Source organism: Corallococcus carmarthensis (assembly GCF_003611695.1).
In the GTDB taxonomy this organism is placed as follows: domain Bacteria; phylum Myxococcota; class Myxococcia; order Myxococcales; family Myxococcaceae; genus Corallococcus; species Corallococcus carmarthensis.
In genome coordinates, this window is sequence record NZ_RAWE01000023.1 from 13,303 (window position 1) to 36,872 (window position 23,570).

Consider the following 23,570-nt stretch of genomic DNA (forward strand, 5'->3'; position numbering starts at 1 on the left):
GGGCCGTGACGCTCAGGGGGTGGGCGTGACCTGGTAGGGCACCACGCGGTAGCCGGCATTGCCGGTGCCCAGCTGCCCTTCGCCGTTATCGCCCCAGCCCCAGACCGCGCCGGTGGAACGGCGCGCGAACGAGTGGTAGCCGCCCGCGGCGACGGCCGTCGCGCCGATGATGTTCGGGACCTGCGCGGGAGCAAGCTGATCATCGGTGAAGCCGTCACCCAGCTGGCCGTTGCCGTTGTATCCCCACGCCCACACCGTGCCATCCGACTGGAGCGCCAGCGTGTGCGAGCCTCCCGCGGCGATCGCCGTGCCGCCCGTGAGGCCCAGGGCCTGCACCGGCGTGCGCCCGATGTAGCCACTGCCGTCTCCCAGCTGGCCCCGGTAGTTGTCGCCCCAGGCCCACACCGTGCCGTCCGACTTGAGCGCCACCCCGTGGGAGTCACCGGCGGCCACGGACACGACGCCCCCGAGTCCGGGCACCAGGCCCGGCGTGGGCCGCGGCGGCCCGTACGTGTCCGACCCGTCGCCCAGCTGTCCCGAGCCGTTGCTGCCCCACGCCCACAGGGTGCCGTCCGTCTTGAGCGCCACCGCGAACAAGTTCCCTGCCGCCACCGACTGCACGCCCGCGAGGCCGGGAACAGCCTGGGGCGTCGCGCGGCTCGTGGTGGTGCTGTCCCCCAGCGTCCCCGAGCTGTTGCTTCCCCATGCCCACACGGTGCCGTCCGTCTTGACCGCCAGCACGAAGCCCTCGCCCGCGGCCAGCGCGGTGACGTCCGTCAACCCCGGCACCTGCGCGGGCGAAGCGCGGGACACCGTCGTGCCGTCGCCCAGCTGTCCGCTCGCGTTGCCACCCCAGGCCCACACCGTGCCGTCCGTCTTCAACGCCAGCGCATACGAGTCCCGCGCGAGGACGGCCGCCACGGACGCGAGCCCCGGCACCTGCGCCGGAGCCCAGTGGTCCTGCGTCGTGCCGTCGCCCAGCTGGCCCTGCTCGTTCCGGCCCCAGGCCCACACCGTCCCGTCCAGCTTCAGGCCCACGGAGAAGTATTCGCCGCCCGCCACGGCCTTCGCGCCGGTGAAGAGCGAGGCCGTCCGGCTCAGGTACTGCCGCGGGAAGCCGTCCCCCAGCTGCCCCGTGAGGTTGCCGCCCCACGCCCACAGCGAGCCATTGCTCTTCACCGCGAGGGCATGCTCCTGGCCGCTGGACAGCGACACGGCGCCGGAGAGCGCCAGCACCGGCGCCGGCGTCATGTGCGTCGCGGTGGTGCCATCGCCCAGCTGGCCATTGCTGTTGCCGCCCCAGCTCCAGACCGTGCCATCCGCCGTGGCCACCAGGTTCGCGCCATCGCCCGTCCCCAGCGCGACGGCGTGGGTGAAGCCGGGCAACTGCACGGCGGTCAGGCGGTTGGTGGTGGTGCCATCCCCCAGCTCCCCACCGAAGTTCAGTCCCCACGCCCAGACCGTGCCGTCCGACTTGAGCGCGAACGAGGTGACACTGCGCGCCGTCAGCGCCACCACGCCGGTGAGGCCCGACGCCTGCACCGGCGTCAACCGCTCGTAGTAGTTCGTGCCGTCGCCCAGCTGGCCCCCGCTGTTGCCGCCCCAACCCCAGACGGTGCCGTCCGTCTTGAAGGCCAGCGAGTGGCTGAAACCCGCGGACAGTCCCGCCACGCCCGTCAGGCCCACAACCTGCACCGGCTTGAGCTTGCGCACGCGGGTGCCATCCCCCAGCTTCCCGGAATCGTTGTCACCCCAGGCCCACACCGTTCCGTCTGTCTTCAACGCCAGCGAATACCGGTAGCCCGCGGCCACCGCCGTCACGCCCGTGAGCCCCGTCACCTTCACCGGCTTGAGCCGGGTGGTGGTGGTGTTGTCACCCAGCTGTCCCAGGTCGTTGAGCCCCCAGGCCCACACCGTGCCGTCCGCCTTCACGGCGACCGAGTGCTCATTGCCCGCGGCGATGTCCACCACCGCGCCGGTGAGCCCCGTCACCTTCACCGGCACCAGGCGGTCCGTGGTGGTGTTGTTGCCCAGCTGGCCATACTTGTTGCGCCCCCAGGCCCACACCGTGCCGTCCGCCTGGAGCCCCAGCGAGTGGAGCCGCCCGGCCCGCACCACCGTCCACGTGGGCGCCGTCGCCGCGGCCCGTACCACGCCCGGGTCCGAGGCCTCCTCCGAGGGAGCCACCGGCCCGGCGCAGCCCGAAAGCCAACCCAGACACAACACCAGTCCCAGGATGAAACGGTTCCGACCGCCGCCGCGCACCACCGACATGTCATTCCCCCCTGCAAGGAATTGGACTCAGACAGGCTCGCCATAACAGGAAAGCCTGTCCGAATCCAAACCAGGGGCGCCCAATGCCTTACGGCAGGTACTTCCACGCCGCCGTCACCGCCGGCTGGAAGCAGTGCACGTGGGCCTTGGTGGCGGCGGGAATCTCCTGCACGACGCCGGCCCCATAACCCTTCGTGCGGCACCACTGGCTCACCTCCAGGCGCGAACCCGGGGCGGTGTAGTCCCCCAGGTTGGACACCGGCCCCAGCACGGACTTCTCCACGTCCGTCTGGAGCCCGGAGTTGAAGCAGCCCACCCACGGCCGGGACGTCACCTCGAACACCTGCCCCGTCGTCCAGCCCTGCTTGTTGCAGAAGCGGTGCGCCGCGGCGGCGCAGTGGGTGCTCGTCACGCCCCGCTCGTCGGTGCAGCCCGCGTGGATGCGCGCCAGCTCCTCGAACGTCACGGCCACGCTTTCGTGCTGGATGGGCGCGCAGGCCACCGTCAGGTCCGTGGACGTGGACGACACCGGCACGCCCGCCAGCGAGATGGGCGGACGGTTGCTGACGAGCTGCTGGATGGTGTCCCAGGTGTTGGTGGTGTTCGCCAGCGCGTCGCCCGCGCCCCGCTGCGCGCACGCCCGGTGCATCGCGGACAGGCACGCGCCCGAGTTCAGCGCCTGGGTGCCATTGCACGCGGGCGCCTGGGCGCTCATCACGAACTGGCCCGCGGAGGGCGAGTGCTGGATGGCCTCCTCGCGGCAGTTGGCGCCGTGCGCCGTCAGGCAGATGCTCCGGTTGGAGCGCGCGTGCGTGAAGATGCGCACCTCGTCGATGGCGCCCCGGAAAGAGCCCTCGCCGTTCACCGGGCAGCGCTGCGTGTCCAGGTTCGCGCCCGCGCCGATGTAGAGCGTCCCCGTGCCCAGCCGGGCCGTCCCCGGCGCCACGGGCAGCGTGCGGTTCGTGGGCACGCCGTTGAGGTATTCATTGAAGACGCCGGTGGTGCCGTCCCACGTATAGGCCACGTGGCTCCACTGCCCCACGGGCAGCACCGGGCTGCCTCCCAGCCGCACGCGCTGGCCGTTGATGACCAGGGAGAACTGCAGCTGGTTGCTGGCCTCATGGATGATGTCCAGCCCACCCGCCTTCTGCAGGACGTAGCGATAGGGATTGCCGGTGGTGCAGCCCTGCTGGATGTCCGCGTCCGGCCGCACGGCGAACTCCACCGACAGGCCGCGCACGAACGCGCCCACGCCGGGCACCGTGCCAGCGGGGTCCACCAGGTTGACCGCGAGCGCGCCGCCGCCGGGCACCACCAGCGCCTTGCCCTTGCCGTGCGGCTGCCACAGCGAGTCCGGCGTGGAGCGCGTCACGGCGTTGCCCGGGGAGATGGAGGCGCTCCCCACCAGCGTGCCGGTGAAGAAGTGGCCGGACAGGTCCGGCGTGCGCGTCAGGTCGTACGCGCCCGCGCGCGTGACGAGCTCGTTCATGGGCAGGAAGAGCAGGTGGAAGGGGTCCATCAACTCGCCCAGGTCCACTTCGTTGTAGTCACCCGTGTTGCTGCCGAAGAGGGCCAGCACGTCGTGCGTCTTGGTGACGGGCAGGTAGTGCGCGGCGTTGCTCTGGCCGGGCGGGAAGCTCTGCGACGGCAGGCGCTCCTGCTCGAAGTTCCACATGGGCCCTGAATAGAAGAGGTGCGCGATGTCCATGCGGTCCGTGTTGAGCGCTCCGTCGATGTGGTACGCGGTCCAGTTCGTGTCCGCGCCCACCAGGCTCACCGCCTCGCGCCTCGCGCCGTCCGTGTACGTGACGGCGATGTAGACGAGGTTGCGGCCCTCGTGGTCCACCCACGCGTACGCGCCGCGCACCAGCGCGCCGGATGCCGTATCGCCGAAGTCCTCGCCCGTCGCCGCCTTCAGCCGCTTCCACGCGAGCGGGTAGCGCTTCACGCCCGCGTCCGGGTCGTTGAACATCATCGACAGTGGACGCGGGTTGCTCCAGCCCGTGGCCGCGCACGGCGTGGGGTTGTACGCGTACATGATGCGGTCGATGTCGCCGTTGTTCGCGGGCGCGCCCTGGTAGATGAGCAGCCGGCCGTCGGACGTCATCGTCGGCTCGATGCCGCGAATCGTGGCGCCGGTGACGGTGAACAGCGTCTCCAGCGGGCCCGTGGTGAAGGACGCAATCTCCGCCGCGGTCGTGAACGGCTGGGACACCCGCAGGTCCGTCGTGCGCCGCCGGAAGATGTTGTCTCCCTTGAACATCTGCGAGTCGAAGAGGTACGGCTGGTACACCGCGACGCCGCTCGACAGCGCGTAGGGCTGTGCGGGGTTCGTGAAACAGAACGCCAGCGCGTTCTCCCCGTTGTGCACGTCCACCGTCTTCCCCGCGGAGAAGGCCGCCGCGAACGACGGCTTGCCGGACGCGTCGTACGTCACCGCCTCCGGACGGAACACCCGGGCAATCCACGTCGTGGTGGTCGTCGCCTGGTCCTCGCGGATGTTGCCCACGAAGATGCGCCCGTCCACCGTCGACGAGTGCCCGTTCGCCCCGAAGGGCGTCGGGATGCGCGTGTTCACCAGCGACGGCCGGCCCTCCGCGAGCGCCGCCCCGGGCATTCCCACGAGCGCCACTCCCAGCATGGCCCTTAGTGTCCAGCTAAGTTTGTTTTGCATGGAAATAAGGATAAGCCAATTTCCATGCCCGACTCAAAACCGGCCCGGGAGGTCCTCAGCCGGGAGGCAGGGTGTCGGCCAGGAAGTGCTGGACCTCCTCGAGGACGGCCGCGTCCACGCCGTGCGCGAGCGCCGGGAACAGCTTCAGGCGGACGTGGGCGCCGCGCGCTTCGAGCTCTTTCGCGGCCTCCTCGGAGAACCTCGAGGCGATGACGGGGTCCCGCGTGCCGTGCACCAGCAGCACGGGCACGGAGGTCGACCCCGGGACCGCGGGCGCGTCCTCCGCGAGCCTCCCGGACAGGGACACCACGGCCAGCGGTGAAGGCTGACGGTGGAGCGCGAGCCATTGGGCCAGGATGGCGCCCTGGGAGAACCCCAGCAGCACCACCCGCTCCGGCCCCAGGCCCCGCTGGGCGAGCGCGCCATCCAGCCAGGCGGACACCTCCGTGCCCGCCTGCCGCACGCGCGCGGGGCGGTTCTGTTCGGTGATGCCCTGGAGACTGAACCACTGCCGTCCCTGGGTCGCGCCGTCGAAGGGGTGCAGGCCCTCCAGCACGGCGAACTCCGCGTCCGGCACGGCCGGAGCCAGCGCCCGGGCAATGGGCAGGAACGAGTCCGCGCTCGCCCCCACGCCGTGCAGCAGCACCACCAGCAGCTTCGTCTGGCCGGAGGCGGGCGGGAGCGTGAGCACGCGCGCGGCAGGCTTGGGGGCATCCGTCATGGCGGGAGTCTCCGGAGGGGAAGCAGGCGTGCGGCTACAGCCCGCGCAGAGGGCGACCCCCAACGCCGCGACGGCGGTGGCGCGCATCAGCGGGGCGCCTGGGTCTTGGGCTCGCCACCGGCGCCCCAGTTCTCTGGCGGCAGCTCGCGCAGCAGGACGCGGATGCTGGCGCGGGGGACACCAAGCACGCGCTCGGCCGCGTCCGTCAGTTCGCGGATGAGCACCGCCTTGAGCGCTGGAGGCCGGCCGTCGATGAGGGTGACGTCGATGATGGGCAAGACCGGACCTCCAGCAAGGCGGGCTCTGGAAGCCCTGTAGCGGTTGTTGCATGGTTGCGACAAGGACACCCATGGCAATTGACCGTTCCACGAAAGCAACAATGGACCTGAACCTCCTCCACCTCTTCGTGGCCGTCGCGGAGACGGGCAGCTTCACGCAAGCCGCCCAGCGCGTGGGGCTGCCCAAGTCGTCCGTCAGCCGGGGCCTGGTGCGGCTGGAGGACTCGCTGGGGACGCAACTGCTCCACCGCACCACCCGGCGCGTGTCGCTGAGCACGGCCGGGCTCGCGCTGTACGAGCGCACGGCGTCGCTGCTCGCGTCGCTGAGCACCGCGGTGGGGACACTGCCGGAGCGCACGGAGGAGCCGTCCGGGGAGCTGCGCCTCACCGCGCCGCACGACCTGGGGGTCACCCTGCTGCCGGAGGTCATCGCCCGCTTCGTCGCGCGCTACCCCCAGGTCCGCATCGATTGCCGGCTGACGAACCGGAGCGTGGACATGGTGGCGGAGGGGTTCGACATCGCGCTGCGCGCCTCCGGGGGGAGGCTCGCGGATTCGTCGCTGCGGATGCGGCGGCTGGGGACCCTCGACGTGCAGCTCTTCGCCTCGCCGTCCTACCTGGCCCGCCGGGGCGTGCCGCGCACGACGGAGGACCTGGCCCCCCATGACTTCGTCGCGTACCGGGGCCTCAAGCACCTGGCGGAGTTGGGCCTGACGGAGAAGCGGGCGCACGTGCTCGCCGACGACATGCTGTTCCTGCGCGAGGCCGCGAAGGCGGGCGCCGGCATCGCGCTGCTCCCCTCCTTCCTCGCCCTGGCGGACGTGACGTCCGGACAGCTGGTCCGGGTGCTGCCGCGCTACACGATGTCCACCACCTCCCTGACCATGCTCCACCCCCGGGCCCAGCATGTGCCCCGGAAGGTGTCCGCCTTCCGCGACTTCCTCATCGACTTCCTCCAGGCGCGCCCGCTCTCCCCGAACCCCGGCACGGGCTGAACCCGGCGCGCGCCGCCGGCATCGCAGAGGGGCCTTGCGCCCTGACACACCCAGAATCCAGTCCTTGCGCTTTACCAGTTTTTCCGACAAGTCAGCTTGAACACTTCCCGATCCCTCCCTGGGGCCGGGCAGACCTTCGAGGATGACGATGGCATCGGGAACCGGGAAGACGGTGGACGCGCGGGGGCTGTGGGCGCTGGCGGCGGTGCTGGGGCTGACGGCGTGTGGCGGGGCGCCGGCGTCCCAGGCGGACGCGGCGCTGACGACGCCGGTGGTGGCGGAGCGGGAGCAGTCCGCCACGGCGGCGCCGCTGGGCCAGACGGTGTGGCTGAAGGCGTGCGCGACGCAGAAGTACGTGTCGGCGGACAAGAACCTGGGCGCCACCGCGCCGCTGGTGGCCAACCGCGACAGCACGGCCGGGTGGGAGCAGTTCCAGGTGGGCGACGCGGGCAATGACTTCATCTCACTGCGCGTGGTGGAGACGGGCCTGTACGTGTCCGCGGATCCGAACGCGAGCGGACAGGTGACGGGCTTCCGCACGGCGGTGGGCGACTGGGAGCGCTTCACCTGGGTGCCCTTCCCCGACGGCACCGTGGGCCTCAAGGCGAAGAGCACGAACCAGTACGTGTCCGCGGACACGAACCTGGGCGCCAGCGCGCCGCTGTACGCCAACCGCGCCACGGCCGGCTGCTGGGAGTCCTTCTCCTTCGGCATCGTGGGCGGGGGGACGGACCGCTGGGTGCAGGTGTGGAGCGACGAGTTCGACGGCACCAGCGTCAACACGGCCAACTGGGCGCCCAACACGTCCGTGCACGTGAACAGCGAGCAGCAGCAGTACACGACGTCCGGAGACAACATCTCCGTGAGCAACGGCACGCTGAAGCTCACCGCGCGCCTGCAGTGGAACAATGGCTACCCGTTCACCTCCGGCCGGCTGGAGAGCGCGGGCAAGAAGGAGTTCAGCCACGGCCGCATCGAGGCGCGCATCAAGATGCCGGTGGGCGCGGGCCTGTGGCCGGCGTTCTGGCTCCTGGGCAATGACATCAACTCCGTGGGCTGGCCCGCGTGCGGCGAGCTCGACATCATGGAGAACGTTGGCTACGGCGACTGGACGTCCGGCGCGCTGCACGGCCCGGGCTACTCCGGCAACACGCCCATCAACGGCCGCTTCTATCCGTCGTCCAGCGTGAGCAACTGGCACGTGTACCGCACGGAGTACTCGTCGGCGGACATCAAGTGGTACATCGACGGGGCGCTGGTGAAGACCACCACCCGCGCGGAGGTGCTGCGCTACGGCGCGTGGGCGTACGACAAGCCCATGTACATCATCCTCAACCTCGCGGTGGGCGGCGGCTATCCCTTCGGCGTGAACGGCGCCTCGACGCCGTACTACGGCGTGCCGCAGTCCACGGTGGACCTGGTGCGCAACGCGCCGCAGACGATGGAAGTGGACTGGGTGCGCGCCTACCAGTGGCGGTAGGCTTCAGGGCATGACGCTTCCGCCCCTCCTCCTGCTGGCTGACAGCGCTCCGCTGTTCTGGCGCGTGGAGGGGCGCCCCTTCCTGGACTACGTGCGCGTGCTCACCGGCGCGGAGCTGCGCGTGCCGCCCGTGAAGGCCGCGTACCTGGGCGCGTCCAACGGCGACGTGCCGGAGTTCTACGACATCTTCGTCGCGGCCATGGAGGGCATCGGCCTGACGCGGTGCCGGAGCATTCCGGCCGCGCCCTCCCGCGAGGACCTGGCGTGGCTGAAGGACGCCGACGTCATCCTCCTGGCGGGCGGAGATCCGCGCGTGGGCTGGGACGCGTTCCAGGCGCATGGCGTGGATGGCATCTTGCGCGAGCGGCACCAGGCCGGCGCCGTGCTGATGGGCGTGTCCGCCGGGGCCATGCACCTGGGCCTGGGCGCGTGGAGCGAGGACCTGCCCGGCGAGGGTGAGCCCTTCCCGACGCTGGGCCTGGTGCCCTACCTCATCGGCGTGCACGAGCCGGCCGAGTGGACGGGCCTCAAGCTCGCCGTCCGGCGCATGGGGCTGCCCACGCGCGGGCTGGGCATTCCGCAGGGCGGCGGAGTGCTGCTGCACGCGGACGGAAGCGTGGAGCCCGTGCGGCAGACGGTGGTGGACGTGACGGTGGACGTGGAGGGGCGGCTGCACGAATCGCTGCTGCTGCCTCCGGCCACGCCGTACCGGGGCGAGCCCCCCGAAGCGCCGGTGGACCGGCGGACGCTCCAGTAGATGACCCCTCTTCGAGGAACGGCGATGGCGACGAGAACGGCGGTGTGGGCGCTGGTGGCGGGGCTGACGGCGTGCGCGGGAGCACCGAAGCGCGCGGAAGGCGTGGCCCGCCAGGAGGACGGCTGGGTCCAGGTGTGGAGCGACGAGTTCAACGGCGCGGAGGTGGACCCGGGCAACTGGATCCTCAAGACCGACGTGCACGTGAACAACGAACAGCAGCAGTACACGACGTCGCCGGACAACGTGTCGGTGAGCGGCGGCACTCTGAAGCTCACGGCGCGGATGCAGACGGCCAACGGCTATCCGTTCACGTCGGGCCGGGTGGAGAGCGCGGGCAAGCGGGAGTTCAAGCACGGCCGCGTCGAGGCGCGCATCAAGCTGCCGGTGGGCGTGGGGCTCTGGCCGGCGTTCTGGATGCTGGGCAGCGACATCCACACGACGGGGTGGCCGGCGTGCGGGGAGCTCGACATCATGGAGAACGTTGGCTACGGCGACTGGGTGTCCGTCGCGTTGCATGGGCCGGGCTACAGCGGCAACACGCCCATCAACGGCCGCTTCCATCCGCGCACGCCGGTGAGCGAGTGGCATGAGTACGGCGTGGAGACGTCGCCGGAGGCCATCCACTGGTACATCGACGGCGAGCGCGTGAAGACGTCGACGCGCGAAGAGGTGGAGCGCCACGGCGCGTGGGCCTACGACAAGCCCCTGTTCATCATCTTCAACTTCGCGGTGGGCGGCGGCTATCCGGAGGGCGTGAACAAGGCGAAGGAGCCGTACTTCGGAGTGCCGCAGGCCACCGCGGACCTGCTGCGCCAGGGACCGCGGACGATGGAAGTGGACTGGGTGCGCATCTCCGAAAGGCGCTGACGCCTCCCTCCAACGGGGGATGGTTCGCACCGCGCCGGGGTTCCTAGGGTGTTCCTCATCCGGAGGAACAGTCCATGGCGGTCACGGTGGTGGTGGTGTCGGGGCCTATCGGCGCGGGGAAGACGACCCTCGCGCAGGGGCTCGCGCGGCGGTTCGGCGCGCTGCATCTCCACTCGAGGGACTTCCTGCGGAAGCATGGCGGTGAAGACTCCCGGCGGTCGCGTCAGGAGCTGACCGTCACGCTGGACCGGACGACGGGTGGGCGCTGGCTGGCGGAGGGAGTGCTCACGGCGCTTCACGGACAGGTGATGGCCAGAAACGCCAGCTGGTTCGTCGTGGATGCCGCGAGCAGCGCGGTGCAGTTGGACGGACTGCGAGCAAGCCCGGGGCTCCGTGTCGTGCACGTCCACCTGGAGACGCCCGAGCCAGAGCAGGCCCTGCGCGACGCGGAGCCCGGTACCTTCGAGGAGTCCTGGGCGCATCCTGCTGAACGTGCGGTCCATGCACTGGCCTCGCGGGCGGACCTCGTGGTGGACACGGCGCGGACGCCGCCCGACGCGGTGCTCGTGCGGGTGGCCAGCCGGCTTGGACTCTACGGACGGCCTGGCGAATGGCTCGTGGACCTCATCGTCGCGGGACCTCACGGCGAGGTGGACACACGCCCCCTCACGGCGCATCTCGCGCCCCACTACGACGTGCTGATCCAACTGCGCGGAACAGGCCCGGCTCCCTCGCGCGAGGAACTGGAGGACGCCTTCGCCCGGGGCCACCGCGTGCTCGTCGAGAGCGCCGGGACCACCGCGAGCGGCTGCCTCCAGGCGGCGGCCATCGCGCCGGGCCGGGTGCGGCGGACCGTCATGGTGTGCCGTTCGGAAGGCAGCACGTTCGACTGGGTGCGGCTGCGCGAAGCCGCCTCCCTCAACGCCCCCACGGACCTGGCGCTCGTGCTCGCGGGGGACCTGGCCGCGACCAACTGGGCCGCACGGCGCTTCGACCAGCTCACCGACGCGGCCCGCCATCACCTGGAGGAGCTTGAACGCGTCGCGGGTGCGTCCGTGTCGTTCCTCGCCCCCTCGCCCCAGGCCCGCCACCTCGTCGAGCGGCGGCCGTGGTGAGCCTGGCGGTGACGAATCCCTGAAACCCTTTCTGTTTCTCCGGGTTGGAGTGTCCGTACAGCACCCGTTCCCGGAGCCCGCGTGCCCCTGCCTCCCACATCCCCGAGCCGATGGCTGCTGCCCGGGCTGCTGCTGCTCGGGTTCTCGACCCCTGCCGTGGCCATGCCCACCGGCCCTGGCGCCTTCTGCGCCGAGTACCCCACCGCGCCCGCGTGCCAGGGCACCCAGCCCGCCTGCACCTACTGCCACGTGGCCCCGCCCCAGCGGAACGGCTTCGGCGCCGCGCTGGAGCCGCACCTCGCCCCCGGCAAGCCGCGCCCCCTCTCCGACGCGGACTTCGCCGCCGCCCTCCCCGCCGCGCTGCGCGCCATCGCCACCGCGGACACCGACGGCGACGGTGCCCCCAACCAGTTCGAGGTCGAGCAGGGCTCGCTCCCCGGCGACGCCACCAGCGTCCCGCCCAGCGGCGTCTGCGGCGGCGGAGAGAACCCCCAGTTCAAGGTCTGCCAGTACGACCCGCGCTTCGTGTACCGCCGCATGCTGAGCGACTTCTGCGGCACGTCCCCCACCTACGCCCAGGTGGCCACCTTCCTGGAGCTGGGCAGCGAGGACAAGCAGCGCGCCTTCATCGACCAGGAGCTGGACCGCTGCCTCCAGTCCGACTTCTGGCGCGGCAAGCACGGCCAGCTCTGGAAGGTGGCCCACCCGAAGATCCGGCCCGTCGGCTCCGTCAAGTCCGGCGAGGACGGGGGCATCATTCCCCTGGCGGACTACTACGACGACTACGCCCTCTTCGCCTGGTCCCAGACGGACGACCACGACGCGCGCGACGTCCTCACCGCCAGCTTCTTCGTGAAGCGCTCGGGGACGAGCCCCACCACGTACACCGCCGCCAACACCCTCTCCTCCCAGTTCGTGGAGGCCTCGCGCCGCGCCGGCAACATGACGAGCGCGTGGACGCTCACCTCGTTCGTCATGTTCACCGCGCTGCCGCGCAACGCCGCCTCGCAGATGTACCGCGCGTATCTGGGCCTGGACATCGCGAAGCAGGAGGGCCTGCACAGCGTTCCCAACGAGCCGCGCGACTACGACGCCAAGGGCGTCCAGGCGCCCCAGTGCGCCGCGTGCCACGCGACGTTGGATCCGCTGTCGTATCCGTACCGCAACTACAACGGCCTGGGCGGGCTGCCCAACCGCTACATCCCCAACCGCCTGGAGCTGCTGTTCCCCAACGAAGTGGCCACGCTGAAGAACACGCCCGAACAGGGCGTCATCCTGGGCCAGCCCGTGAACAACCTCATGGAGTGGGCCCGGGTCGCCGCCAACAGCGACGCCTTCGCCATCTCCACCGTCACCGACTACTGGAAGCTGCTCGTCGGCCACGCGCCATCGCCAGAAGAGAACGAAGAGTTCGTCCGCACCTGGCAGGCCTTCCGCACGACGCACGCGTACCGCGTGCAGAAGATGCTTCACGACCTCATCCGCACGGAGGCCTACGGTGCGCCCTGAACGCCTGCTGTTGACCTGTCTGCTCCTCACGGGCTGCTCCGACAAGCTCCCCACCGCCGTGGACCTGGGGCCGGACGCCAATCCCGGCGTGACGCCTGGCTGGGATGGCGGCGTCGCGAAGTCCCAGAAGGGAAACCTGCGCTTCAAGGGCCCCGAGCGCCTGTCGCTCGACCTGGCCCAGGCGCTGGAATTGCCCGCGGCCTCCGTGTGCAACGAGCTGGGCCAGTACCCCTGCCAGAACGTGCACGGCGTGGCGCTGGGCGGCGTGGACCCCTACCAGCACAGCGTCTACGAGACCGCCACCGTCACGGGCGCCACCACGCCCATCGCCGTGGAGCGCACCGTGCTCTCCGCCTGCAACGCGCGCATCACGCTGGACGTGAACACGCCTGCCTCCGCGGTGGTGTTCAAGGGCGTGACCCTCACCGCGGACGGCAAGCTCGCGGACGCCGCGAGCCCCGCCGTGGCCACGGCGGTGACGTCGCTGGTGCGCCGCGCGTGGTTGCGCGACCCGACCCAGGACGAGCGCGACACGCTGGTGCGGCTGTCCGCCGACGTGCAGGCCACCGGCGCGTCCACTCCAGGCGTCGCGTGGATGCAGGCCGCGTGTCTCTCCGTCTTCTCTTCCGCTGAAGCCGTCTTCTACTGAGGAACCCCATCCATGACCCTCAAGACCAATGGACGGCTGTCGCGCCGGGAGATGCTTCGGGCGCTGTCGCTCTGCGCCGCGGGCACCACCCTGGCCCCCTTCCTCTCCGGCTGCCGTGATGCCCTCCAGACGCCCGAGTCCCTGGAGAAGCTGGGCCGCAAGCGCGACGCGCTCGACGGCAAGCCGAAGTTCCTCATCGTCATCGGGGCGGCGGGAGGCGCGTCCATCGTGGACAGCTTCCTCGCGGTGCGCCAGTCCGAGTCCGCCAACGCCGCGGGCCTCAACACCTTCCCGGACGCGCAGGTGCAGGCCGTGGCGGGCAGCCCCTTCCGCGCGGTGAAGTACAGCAACTCGCGGCTGGGCAGCATCAACATCCCGGTCAACACCGACCAGCTGGCGTTCGTGAAGAAGCACGCGAACGAGATGCTGGTGGCGACGTCCGTGGGCACGTCCGTGAACCACGGCATCGCGCAGAAGCGCTCGCTCACGGGCAACGCCGCCTGGAAGGGCCGCACGCTCCAGGAGGCCGTGGCGCTCCAGTGGGGAAGCGGCATGCCGCTTCCCAACGTCAACATGGGCAACGGCGGTTACGCCGAGCGCGGCACCGACGACAGCCTGCCCCTGTCCTGCTTCGGGGAGCCCGTGGTCAACCCGTCCCTGTGGCCCCTGGGCCTGGACGGCTCGCGCGGCATCGCCGGTGCGCCGTCGAAGGACGTCATCGCGCTGGCGCGGAGCACGCGGGACGCGCTGGACCAGAAGTCCATCTTCGGCCGCACCTTCCAGGACAGCGGCGCGCTGAAGCGCTGGAGCGAACAGCGCGGCGTGCAGCAGCCGAAGCTGGAGTCCCTGGACCTGATCACCAAGCTCAACATCCTGCCGGACCTGCCGTCGATTCCGCTGACGAAGTACGGGCTGGAGAGCTCACCGGACGGGGCGCGGCTGCGCGAGGCGTTCCCCGCCTTCTTCACCGACCCCGTGCAGGGCCAGGCGGCGCTCGCGTTCCTGCTGCTCAAGTACCGGGTGTCGGCGTCGGTGACGCTGGGGCCTGACTTCAACGTCGCGGTGGGCGGGCCCAACGGCATCGCCAACCCGCCGCTCGCGTTCGACATCAGCCACAACGACCACCGGGGCGGCCAGGCCTTCATGTGGGCGCGCATCCTGAACACGGTGGACTCGCTGATCACGCTGCTCAAGGCGGAGCCGTTCGACGCGGCCACCGGCGAGTCCATGTGGGACCGCACGCTCATCTACGTGGCCACGGAGTTCGGCCGCACGCGCCCGCGTGCCTCCGGCGCCACGGAGTTCGGTTCGGGCCACGACCTCAACAACGGCTTCCTGATGCTGTCCCCCATGGTGAAGGGGAACACGGTGCTGGGAGGCGTGGACCCGAACACCACCCTCACCTACGGCTTCGACGCGCGCACCGGAGCACCCCAGCCCGGCAAGGTGACGTCCAACGAGCCGGACATCTTCTCCGGCGTCCTCACCGCCATGGGCGCGGACCTGAGCGGCAGCGGCCTACCGGACGCGAGCGCCTTCAAGCGGGCCTGAACCTTCAGCCGCCCTCGGTGGTTGTCCATGGCCAACCTACCTTGATAGGTTGGCCATGCGATGCGAACCCGTCCCCCCTTCCGGACCGCCCTGCTCTGCCTGTTCATGGCCTCCGCTGCCGTAGCCAGTGACCGCGAACCGGTCATCCGGCCCCTGCTGCTCTCAGAGCATCCGAGTGACGCCACCCACCGCGTCTATGTGCGGGGGCAGGTGGTCACGACGCTGCGGTTCGAGAAGGCCGTGGATGCCAGCAAGACGAAGCTGCTCGGGTGGGAGGGGCGCCTCGAACCCTTGGCGGTGGTCCGCAACAAGGTCGTCCTGGAGCCCATCCATGACCTCGCCGACGACGAAGGCATTCCCCTGATCGTAACGCTGGTGGATGGAACGGAGGTGGCGTTCCTCCTGCGTCACCCGGGTTGGAGGCAATCGGACGGTGCGGATCAGCAGGTCGACGTGTTCAAGGATCCAGAGAGCTACGCGAGCATGCACGCGGCGCTGCGCAAAGCGCTCAAGGAGAAATCCGCGCTGACCGAGGAGAACGAGCGCTACCGCAAGGAAGAGACCTCGGAGGACCATGCGCTCGCGGCGCTGCTGGCGTCAGGGGCCATCGCGCAGACACCGTTCAAGCTCGCGGACCGCTTTTCCGGCAAGGATGATGACAGCGAAGTGGATGCCCAGGTGTTCCAGGGCAAGGGAAAGGTCGCGGTCGTCTTCAAGGTCAAGAACACCCACTCTCAAAAACCCTGGAGCCTGAAGTCGGCGCGTCTGGTGACCAAGAACGGCGGTCATGCGCGAGCAGTCGCGATTCGCGTCACGACGCGCGAAATCACGGTCGGAAGCTCCGGCGTGGTGGCCGCTGTCGTGGACCGCAGTGCCTTCATGGAAGAAGGCGTGTTGACCAGCCTCTTCCTTGAGATCTACCGCCAGGACGGCTTGAGGCAGGCATTCGTCCAGCTAGATCCAGCGCTCCTGGCGCGATAAGAGCGCGAGCCATGGCATCCCGCACGTTCACGCTCCTGGGCTGCGCGATCCTGCTCATGACGGCACCCGGCTGCCCGGGCACGGCGACGGGCAAGGTGGCCCTGCGCTCCGACGGCACGCCTGGACCGGAGGATTGTCCCGAAGAAGCACGCAAGGCGATGAAGTACCTGCGGCTGTTCGTGGGGGACTCCGCCTGGGTTCAGCTCGACGCGAACCAGTCCCGTGCCTATCCCATCACCCTGTACGCAGGCCCCATCGAAAGCGTCCTCGAAGACAACCTGGGTCCGCTTGACGCACCAGCCCGGCTCTACGGCCGAGTCTGGACGGACGGGCCACAGGCGGTGATCCGCTACCACGCCGCCCAACCCCTGGATGGTGGAGATCCAGTTCCCATTTGCGCCGTCGCGAGGCTCGGGCTCGGACAACTCCGGAAGCTGCCGGAGTCCAAGCCTGGAACAGCGGTGCTCGGTTCGCCTCGAGCAGGCGTCTACATCGTGAACGAGTTCCGATAGGGCCTCAGTACGCGCAGTCGGTTGATGCCGAAGGTCTCGCGGGAACTCATGGCTCCATTTCCCAGAAGCCAAAGCGTTCGGGCTAACCTCGATCCGCACCGCAAGAGGTTCCACCTACCGCGCCCCGCTCCTGGAGGATTCACATGGCCCCCCGCCTGCTGCTCCCGACACTGCTGACGATGACCTCGCTCCTGCTCACCCTCCCGACTCCCGCCTCGGCAGCGGCTGATACAGAGGCGAGGAAGAAACTCGTCGCGTGCATCAACAAGGACATCACGGCGGCGAACGCGGAATGGAAGCTCTCAGCCGGGGATCTGAAGAAGTTCACGGACATCATCGACAGGGAGTTGATGAAAGAACCTCTCGCCAAGAAGACGCCGGAGGAACAGACGAAAGCCGTCACCAACATCAGAAACGCTTCGCATCAAGAAATGCCGCACCTGGAAGCCTCGACGATTGATAAGATGATCACGACGCTCAGGGTGAAGAGTGCGCATTGCAGCACGCTGGCGAAGTGACCCCACGGCTCACAGCTGAGTGAAACCCTGGAGCGACAGCCCGGGCTCAACCAGGACGCCCAGGCTTGCCTGAGCCTGGGAGTCGAGCCCACAACACCGTGGCGTTGGGCCGGGCGGGCTCCGGGGTGATGCCCAGCTTCTTGAAGTCCTGCGAGTAGCGAGACCCCTTCAGCACCACCGCCCGGCGCGCCACGCGCCGGGCCTCCTCCACCGTCTCGCGCGTCAGCGGCGAGTAGTCCGCGTGGCGGCGCAGCGTTTCGAACGCGGCGGAGGACTTGCGCTCGCGCTCGAACATCGGGTCGAAGAGCACCACGTCGAACGCACCGTCCGGCAGCGTGCGCAGGTACTCGGCCGCGTCCGCGTGCACCACGTCCACCGCGCAGGAGCCCGCGTGGCGCTCCAGTCCCGCGAGCCCGTGCCGCACCAGCAGGTAGAGCGCCGGGCTCTTCTCCAACGCGGTGACACCGCCCCCGGGCCCCACCAGCCGCGCCGCCACCTGCGCGTCCGCGCCCAACCCCAGGGTGCAGTCCAGCACGCGCTCCCCTTCGCGCAGGCCCGCGACGCGCAGCAGCTGGTCCTCCGGCACACCCGCGTCCAGCTGCTTCACGCGCAGGTGCGCGAGGCCCGGTGAGAAGCGCAGCGCCCCTTCCGCGTCCACCAGCGACACCGCCGAGGATTCGAAGACGACCAGCGCGTCCGCCGTGTCGGTGAGCAGCTTCTTCAGGGGCAGCTTGTGGTGGCGCTCCACATACGGCACGCCCACCTCCTCCGCCGCGCTCCGCGCACGCTGTGCGAGCTGTGCGTCCACCCGGTCCGACGTGGTCACCACCAACGGCTTTCGGGACGAAGGCAGGGTTCCGGACGGAAGGGACATGGGGACGGTGCAGCCTACCCCGCGCGCAAGCCGTCCCTCCGGGGGCATTCTCCTGTCCACCGCCCGCCACCCACCCTCCCCCGGGACGTATGGCCCGGCGCGTCGTCGCTTCTTACTTCTTCCCCACTACGCGTGGATGTCACGGAAACCGCGTTACCACGGCCTTGCCGGTTCAGGGCCTGGAGAGGGGGAAGGACATGCGAAACCCACGAATGGCCCATGCGGGCGTGATGGTGTTCAGCGTCGCGGCACTGATGGCCATGGCCCTGCCGCGCATGGCGGGCACGTCGCCCCGGCCGCTGCTGGACGCGCCCCGCGCATCTCCCACGGGGATGGGACCGCGCGCCGTGGCGCTGGGGGACTTCGATGAGGACGGGCGGCTGGACGTCATCACGGCCAACCACACCGCGGGCACCGTGTCCGTGCTGCGGGGCCTGGGGGATGGGACGTTCGCGCCCGGCGTGGAGCGGTCCACCGAAAGCCTGCCCGGCGCCGTCGCGGTGGGGGACTTCGACGGGGACGGCCACCTGGACGCGGTCACCAGCCACTTCGGCGGCACCGTGTCCGTGCTCCTGGGACGCGGCGATGGGACGTTCGGCGCGCGGACCGACCATTCCGTGGGCGCGGAGCCCTCGTCCATCGACGTGGGCGACTTCAACGGCGATGGCCGCCTGGACGTGGTGACGGCCAACGCGCTCGATGATTCCTTGTCGGTGCTGCTGAACCGGGGCTCCGGACAGTTCACGCACCAGAAGGACGTGCCCACCGGCACCAACCCTTTCGCGGTGACGGTGGGCGACGTCAACCACGACGGGAAGGCGGACCTCGTCACCGCGAACTTCGTGGACGCGGTGTCGGTGCTGCTCGGCAATGGCGACGGGACGTTCCGGCCGCGCACGGACTTCGCGACGGGCAACGCGCCCTACTCGGTCGTGGTGGTGGACGTGGACGGCGACGGGAAGCAGGACCTGGTCACCGCGAACTTCCGCGACCGGAGTGTGTCCGTGCTGCACGGCGATGGCACCGGCGCGTTCCTTTCTCGCGCGGACTTCCCCGTGCGGGGCGGGCCGTACTTCGTCGCGCCGGGCGACTTCAACGGCGACGGGACGCTGGACCTGGTCACCGCCAACTTCGCCGAAAACACCGTGTCGCTCCTGCCCGGTCAGGGCCACGGCGCCTTCGGCGCGGACACGCTCCTGCCCACCGGAGAGGGACCCGCGGCGGTCGCGGTGGGCCTGCTCGACGCGGACCTGAAGCCGGACGTCGTCACGGTCAACGCCCGCGGCCACGACGTATCCGTGCTGCGGGCCGCGGCTTCCTCGGACGTGGGCGTGGCCCTCACCGCCGTCCCGAGGCGGGGCATGTCCACGCCGCGCATCGACTACACGCTCACCGTCACCCAGCACGGGCCGGATCCGCTGGCCCGCGCCGTCATCACCGTGGCCCTGCCCCCGGGGCTCCTGGCCTCCACCCGGGACTGCCAGATGGCCTCCGGCGCGCTCCAGTGCGAGGTGGGCCCGCTGGCCGTGGGCGACACCGCCCTGCTGCGCTTCAGCGCGCCGCTGCCGCGCTCCAGCCTGGGCCTGTCCTACCGCATCACCGCCACGCGGACGCTCAGCATCCCGGCGGACCTCCAGTCCGCCAACGACGTCGCCAGCCAGGACTACATGTCCCTGGGTGGGCTCGCGGCGACGTGGTGATGGCGCGGCGCCAGAGCGCCTTAGCGGGAGCGCTTCAGCTTGGACCACATGAGCCCGACGAAGGTGTCGGGGGCGGGCTCCGCGGTCATCAACTCCCGGTCCTCGTGACCGCGCACGGGTGGCGGCAGGGGCTTGGGGGCCACGGGGAACGGCAGGGGCTCGCTGGTGTTCATCCCCTGCGATTGGCGCTCCATCACCTCCGCGAAGGAGCGCCGGGGCGTGTTCCGGTCCGTCACCGGCGCGGCGCCCTCCACGCTCTGGAGGGCGCGGATGCGAAGGATGACGCTGGCGCCCTCGGCGCGCGAGATGCCCGTCACCCGTCCGATTGGACCCTTCGGCCCACGTTCCCGGCTCATCGGCTCCCTCCCGGTCCCTCGGGAACGTAGCGCCTCGGCCTTCCGCCGGCCACTGCCCGGCCCCCCGGGAAGCCGCGGGGAGGCCCGCCCGGCTGGCAGGTGTTCAATGCACGCTGTAACCGTCCCCCGGAGTCACGCGTAAGAGGAGAAGGCGCCCTTTTTCCGAAGGCGCCCGGAGGCTTCGCGTCCCATGTCGTCCGCCCGTGCAGTGCCTTCTCCCACCTGGCTGTCGGTGGCACGCCGGCTGTGGCCCGCCACGCTGGTGCTGGCCGCCGCGCTGACCGCGTGCACCGAGGCGCGTGGCGCCCCGCCCGGCGACAAGCCCGCGGCCACCGCTTCCGCCCCGGCACAGGACGGCCGCAAGTACACGAAGCCGTCCGACACGGAGCTGAAGCGCACCCTGTCCCCCATGGCCTACCAGGTGACGCAGCACGAGGGCACCGAGCCGCCCTTCCGCAACGCGTACTGGAACAACCACGAGGAAGGGCTCTACGTCGACGTGGTCAGCGGCGAGCCCCTCTTCTCCTCGCGCGACAAGTTCGAGTCCGGCACCGGCTGGCCCAGCTTCACCCGCCCCCTGGACAAGACGCACGTGGTGGAGAAGCGCGACGGCAGCCTGGGCATGGAGCGCGTGGAGGTGCGCTCGAAGGACGGAGACTCGCACCTGGGCCACGTCTTCGAGGACGGGCCGGAGCCCACGGGCCTGCGCTACTGCATCAACTCCGCGTCGCTGCGCTTCATCCCCGTGAACGAGCTGGCCGCGAAGGGCTATGGCGCGTGGCTGCCGTCGTTCGGCCGCGCGGCTCCCGGTGAGCCCCAGGGCGCGATGACTCCCGCCGCGGGCGCTGTCGTGCTCGCGAAGGCCGCGGCCCCCACGGAGGCCGCACGCGAGACGGCGTACCTGGCCGGTGGGTGCTTCTGGGGGATGGAGGACATCCTCCGGAAGATCCCGGGCGTCATCGAGACGGAGGTTGGCTACACGGGCGGCAGCGTGAAGGGCGCCACCTACGAGGACGTGCACACCGGGGAGACGGGGCACGCGGAGGCCGTGCGCGTGGTCTTCAACCCGAAGCTGCTGACGTATGAGTCGCTGCTGGAGAAGTGGTTCTTCCGCATGCACGACCCGACGACGCTCAACCGCCAGGGCAACGACGTGGGCACGCAGTACCGCTCCGCCATCTTCTACCTGTCGGACGCGCAGAAGCAGACGGCGGAGGCGGTGAAGGCTCGCGTGAACAAGTCCGGCAAGTGGTCCCGGCCCGTCGTCACGCAAGTGACCGCCGCCGGGGAGTGGGTGCCCGCCGAGGGCTACCACCAGGACTACCTGGTGAAGAACCCCGGCGGCTACACCTGCCACTACCTGCGCGACTGAAGCGCCCGCGCGCTCAAGCGCGGTCGTGCGCCTCGAAGGTCATGCCCGCCTTGCGCAGGCGCTCCACCAGCACCATGCCCATGGCGGACGCGGGGGTGAGGACGCCGCCCCGCTTGGGGATGTTGTCGAAGGCGAGGCACAGCGCGGCCTCCGAGAGCATGCGCGCCGTCGCCGCGTAGCCCGGGTCGCCCTGCGACGCGACCTTGCCCTCCACCTTCACGCGCTGGCCGCTCTTGGGTGACTGGCCTTCGCCCAGCAGCCGCACCTCGAAGAGGCCCCGCTCGCGCACGGTGGCGGACGGACCCTGGCCCGGCGCGGGCAGCACGTGCTTCTCCAGCAGCTCCCGCACGGGGTCCACGTTCGACAGGGCCATGAAGCCGCCCAGCCCCGCGGTGGTCGCCGCCGCCAGCGCGAACCCCTTGGGCCCGGGGCCGAAGTCGGAGACCTCCGAGTAGAAGAAGTCGCGGCCCCACGGGTAGCCCAGCAGCGCGTTGGAGCGCCGCACGACGCGCGTGTTGACGGAGCCCATCACGAAGGGCGCGGTCCACGTGCCCGTGTCCGGGCTCTTCTTCACCGTGGCCAGGTCGCGCTCCTCCTTGGTGCCACGGGAGGGCTCGGGGTCCAGCGCGTGGGCGCTGGTCAGCACCTTCTTGAGCGCGGGGTCCGCCTTCACCGCCGCCAGCGTGTCCATCATGCTGGCGATGGTGCCGCCGCTGAAGCCGCCGCGCATGCGCGTCAGGTGGAAGCGCACCTGGTCACAGTGGCCGCCGTGCTTCTCCCGCATGTAGTCCTGGAGCATCAGCGTGCCCAGGTCGGAGGGGATGGAGTCGAAGCCGCAGGTATGCACGATGCGGGCACCCGTCTCGCGCGCCCGCGTTTCGTGGGCGTCGATGGTCTTGCGCATCCACTGCACCTCGCCCGTCAGGTCGCAGTAGTCCGTGCCGGCGCGGACGCACGCGGCGACCAGCTCGTTGCCGTAGCGGGCGTAGGGCCCCACGGTGGAGATGATGACGCGCGTGCGCGCCACCAGCGCGTCCAGCGAGGCCGCGTCCTTCGCGTCCGCGATCACCACCGGCAGGTCCGCGAACTCCGGCCGCACCTTCACCAGCTCCGAGCGGACCTGATCCAGCTTCGCCTCGTCGCGCCCGGCGATGGCCCACTTCGCGCGGTGGGTGTCCTGCGTGCGCGCCAGATACTCCGCCACCAGGCGGCCGGTGAATCCCGTGGCGCCCCACAGGATGATGTCGAATGCGGGCTTCTTGTCGTGGGCCATGGGGTCTCCTAGTAGCGGAAGTCCGCCGCCACCGTGGACAGCCGCATGCCATAGGTGGAGCGCCCGGGCCACGTCATCGTGACGCGGGTGCGCAGCTGCGACAGCGGCACGGGCGGGGACAGGGTGTAGGTGTCGTTGAAGAGATACCAGCCCTGCGTCATGTCCGGCAGGTTGTGGGTCACCGTGGACCAGGCGATGACGGTGTTGCCGCGCAGGAGCATGCTGCCGCCCTGGCCGCAGATGAGCGGCGCGGTGCAGCTGGCGTTGCGCATGAAGTACTTCACGTTGACGCTCGTCACCAGCACGTCACCCGTGGCGATGGCCGGATAGCTGAAGTCGACGGAGCTGCTGGAGCCGTTGCCCTCGATGTACGTCGCGTCGAAGTCCGGCTGCACGGTGTCCTTCACGTCGTTGACCAGGTTCACGTCGTCTGGAACGCCGCGCACGCCAGCGCGCGCCACCGCCGCGTTCGGGCGCACCGCGTTCACGTCCGTGAGGCTCGCGCTCGACGTGGCGAAGGCCTCCGCTTCCTCGGGGGGAAGTCCCCCACAGCCCACCATCAGCACGCCGGCAACAACACAGGCGGGATACCGCGAACGCTTCCAGTTCATGGCGGCCTCGGAGTCAGCTTGGGATCAAGACGATGAGCGCGTAGCCGGACCCTCCATGTGCGCGCAAGCGCGATTCCACCGCGCGTGAACGGCCTGTGCAGGGCGCCACACCCCGGGACGTCAAGCGCGCAGGCGCAGCCGGATGGGCCCGCGCGCCGTGGACGGATCCACCACCCGGCCCCCCTGGACGATGTCCAGCACGCCGCGCGCGACGAGCCTGCGCGCCGCCTCGCGCACGGGCTCCATCAACGCGCGCCAGTCCTCGTCACCGGAGGCCCGGGCGACCTCCGAAGGACACACGGTGGCGCCGCCTGCCCGCTGGGAGAGCAGCTCCAGGATGCGCGCCTCCCACGGGGAATCCCGCGCGCCGGTCCGCTTCCCCCGGCACGGCGTCCGAGCAGTAACGCACCTGTTCCCAGTCGCGCGCCCACTTCCGGCGCCAGGTGATGGCCCGGCCGCAGACGGCGCAGGGCTTGGGAGGAGGAGGGGAGGTCATGCACTCC

Annotated in this window: 23 protein-coding genes; 13 read left to right on the forward strand and 10 right to left on the reverse strand. The window is 70.4% G+C overall.

The genetic code is table 11. The features are described 5' to 3' along the window. Nucleotides 1-12 precede the first annotated feature (12 nt). From D7X32_RS09315 to D7X32_RS09330, 4 genes are all read right to left on the reverse strand, one after another. The gene (locus D7X32_RS09315; RefSeq protein WP_120602162.1) at nt 13-2,274 is read right to left on the reverse strand and encodes an RCC1 domain-containing protein; all 2,262 of its coding nucleotides are present in this window, start codon (nt 2,272-2,274) and stop codon (nt 13-15) included. A gap of 88 nt (nt 2,275-2,362) precedes the next feature. Then, nucleotides 2,363-4,915: a LamG domain-containing protein gene (locus D7X32_RS09320; RefSeq protein ID WP_244238925.1), complete on the reverse strand. Its 2,553-nt coding sequence runs from the start codon at nt 4,913-4,915 to the stop codon at nt 2,363-2,365. A gap of 88 nt (nt 4,916-5,003) precedes the next feature. After that, complete coding sequence (locus D7X32_RS09325; RefSeq protein ID WP_158625645.1) at nt 5,004-5,669, reverse strand: alpha/beta hydrolase; 666 nt, start codon at nt 5,667-5,669, stop codon at nt 5,004-5,006. Between the two features lie 86 nt (nt 5,670-5,755). Continuing rightward, nucleotides 5,756-5,947, reverse strand: coding sequence for a tautomerase family protein (locus D7X32_RS09330; protein WP_120602165.1), 192 nt, complete (start codon nt 5,945-5,947; stop codon nt 5,756-5,758). Between the two features lie 101 nt (nt 5,948-6,048). Here D7X32_RS09330 and D7X32_RS09335 point away from each other — a divergent pair, with 101 nt between their 5' ends. From D7X32_RS09335 to D7X32_RS09385, 11 genes are all read left to right on the forward strand, one after another. After that, nucleotides 6,049-6,942: a LysR family transcriptional regulator gene (locus tag D7X32_RS09335; protein WP_120602166.1), complete on the forward strand. Its 894-nt coding sequence runs from the start codon at nt 6,049-6,051 to the stop codon at nt 6,940-6,942. Nucleotides 6,943-7,090: 148 nt separating this feature from the next. Next, nucleotides 7,091-8,422, forward strand: coding sequence for a family 16 glycosylhydrolase (locus tag D7X32_RS09340; RefSeq protein WP_120602167.1), 1,332 nt, complete (start codon nt 7,091-7,093; stop codon nt 8,420-8,422). A 10-nt stretch (nt 8,423-8,432) separates the two neighbouring features. Beyond that, nucleotides 8,433-9,179, forward strand: coding sequence for a Type 1 glutamine amidotransferase-like domain-containing protein (locus tag D7X32_RS09345; RefSeq protein WP_120602168.1), 747 nt, complete (start codon nt 8,433-8,435; stop codon nt 9,177-9,179). 24 nt (nt 9,180-9,203) lie between these two features. Continuing rightward, nucleotides 9,204-10,046, forward strand: a complete 843-nt coding sequence (locus D7X32_RS09350; RefSeq protein ID WP_120602169.1) for a glycoside hydrolase family 16 protein — start codon at nt 9,204-9,206, stop codon at nt 10,044-10,046. A 74-nt stretch (nt 10,047-10,120) separates the two neighbouring features. After that, the gene (locus tag D7X32_RS09355) at nt 10,121-11,161 is read left to right on the forward strand and encodes an AAA family ATPase (RefSeq protein ID WP_120602170.1); all 1,041 of its coding nucleotides are present in this window, start codon (nt 10,121-10,123) and stop codon (nt 11,159-11,161) included. Between the two features lie 81 nt (nt 11,162-11,242). Beyond that, on the forward strand, nt 11,243-12,670 hold the full coding sequence (locus D7X32_RS09360) for a hypothetical protein (RefSeq protein ID WP_120602171.1): 1,428 nt from the start codon (nt 11,243-11,245) through the stop codon (nt 12,668-12,670). Then, nucleotides 12,660-13,319: a hypothetical protein gene (locus tag D7X32_RS09365; protein WP_244238926.1), complete on the forward strand. Its 660-nt coding sequence runs from the start codon at nt 12,660-12,662 to the stop codon at nt 13,317-13,319. Before D7X32_RS09360 ends, D7X32_RS09365 begins: the two co-directional genes overlap by 11 nt. Before the next feature lie 12 nt (nt 13,320-13,331). Beyond that, on the forward strand, nt 13,332-14,870 hold the full coding sequence (locus tag D7X32_RS09370) for a DUF1501 domain-containing protein (protein WP_120602172.1): 1,539 nt from the start codon (nt 13,332-13,334) through the stop codon (nt 14,868-14,870). 60 nt (nt 14,871-14,930) lie between these two features. After that, a complete protein-coding gene (locus D7X32_RS09375; protein WP_167506457.1) occupies nt 14,931-15,851 on the forward strand; it encodes a DUF2381 family protein in 921 nt (306 codons plus the stop codon). Nucleotides 15,852-15,862: 11 nt separating this feature from the next. Continuing rightward, entirely contained in the window at nt 15,863-16,363 is a 501-nt protein-coding gene (locus tag D7X32_RS09380; RefSeq protein WP_120602173.1) for a hypothetical protein, read from the forward strand. 143 nt (nt 16,364-16,506) lie between these two features. Continuing rightward, nucleotides 16,507-16,881 carry a hypothetical protein gene (locus D7X32_RS09385; protein ID WP_120602174.1) on the forward strand — a complete coding sequence of 125 codons (375 nt, stop codon included), beginning with the start codon at nt 16,507-16,509 and terminating at the stop codon, nt 16,879-16,881. Nucleotides 16,882-16,927: 46 nt separating this feature from the next. Here D7X32_RS09385 and D7X32_RS09390 read toward each other — a convergent pair whose 3' ends face one another. Further along, complete coding sequence (locus tag D7X32_RS09390; RefSeq protein ID WP_120602175.1) at nt 16,928-17,755, reverse strand: class I SAM-dependent methyltransferase; 828 nt, start codon at nt 17,753-17,755, stop codon at nt 16,928-16,930. Nucleotides 17,756-17,952: 197 nt separating this feature from the next. Between D7X32_RS09390 and D7X32_RS09395 the strand changes: the two genes are divergently transcribed. After that, entirely contained in the window at nt 17,953-19,455 is a 1,503-nt protein-coding gene (locus D7X32_RS09395) for an FG-GAP-like repeat-containing protein (RefSeq protein ID WP_158625646.1), read from the forward strand. Nucleotides 19,456-19,475: 20 nt separating this feature from the next. Here D7X32_RS09395 and D7X32_RS09400 read toward each other — a convergent pair whose 3' ends face one another. Beyond that, nucleotides 19,476-19,772, reverse strand: coding sequence for a hypothetical protein (locus D7X32_RS09400; RefSeq protein WP_120602177.1), 297 nt, complete (start codon nt 19,770-19,772; stop codon nt 19,476-19,478). Nucleotides 19,773-20,001: 229 nt separating this feature from the next. Between D7X32_RS09400 and D7X32_RS09405 the strand changes: the two genes are divergently transcribed. Then, on the forward strand, nt 20,002-21,183 hold the full coding sequence (locus D7X32_RS09405) for a bifunctional methionine sulfoxide reductase B/A protein (protein WP_120602178.1): 1,182 nt from the start codon (nt 20,002-20,004) through the stop codon (nt 21,181-21,183). A gap of 13 nt (nt 21,184-21,196) precedes the next feature. On the opposite strand, the gene D7X32_RS09410 is transcribed toward D7X32_RS09405, so the two are convergent. The 4 genes from D7X32_RS09410 to D7X32_RS47815 all read right to left on the reverse strand — a co-directional run bounded on the left by D7X32_RS09410 (nt 21,197) and on the right by D7X32_RS47815 (nt 23,563). Beyond that, on the reverse strand, nt 21,197-22,456 hold the full coding sequence (locus D7X32_RS09410) for a saccharopine dehydrogenase family protein (RefSeq protein WP_120602179.1): 1,260 nt from the start codon (nt 22,454-22,456) through the stop codon (nt 21,197-21,199). Nucleotides 22,457-22,464: 8 nt separating this feature from the next. Next, nucleotides 22,465-23,067: a hypothetical protein gene (locus D7X32_RS09415; protein WP_147450091.1), complete on the reverse strand. Its 603-nt coding sequence runs from the start codon at nt 23,065-23,067 to the stop codon at nt 22,465-22,467. Between the two features lie 120 nt (nt 23,068-23,187). Next, nucleotides 23,188-23,367, reverse strand: coding sequence for a DUF3253 domain-containing protein (locus D7X32_RS46640; protein ID WP_244238927.1), 180 nt, complete (start codon nt 23,365-23,367; stop codon nt 23,188-23,190). Continuing rightward, nucleotides 23,333-23,563, reverse strand: coding sequence for a DUF2256 domain-containing protein (locus D7X32_RS47815; RefSeq protein WP_369333679.1), 231 nt, complete (start codon nt 23,561-23,563; stop codon nt 23,333-23,335). The genes D7X32_RS46640 and D7X32_RS47815 overlap by 35 nt, the downstream gene beginning before the upstream one ends. Between the last annotated feature and the right edge of the window lie 7 nt (nt 23,564-23,570).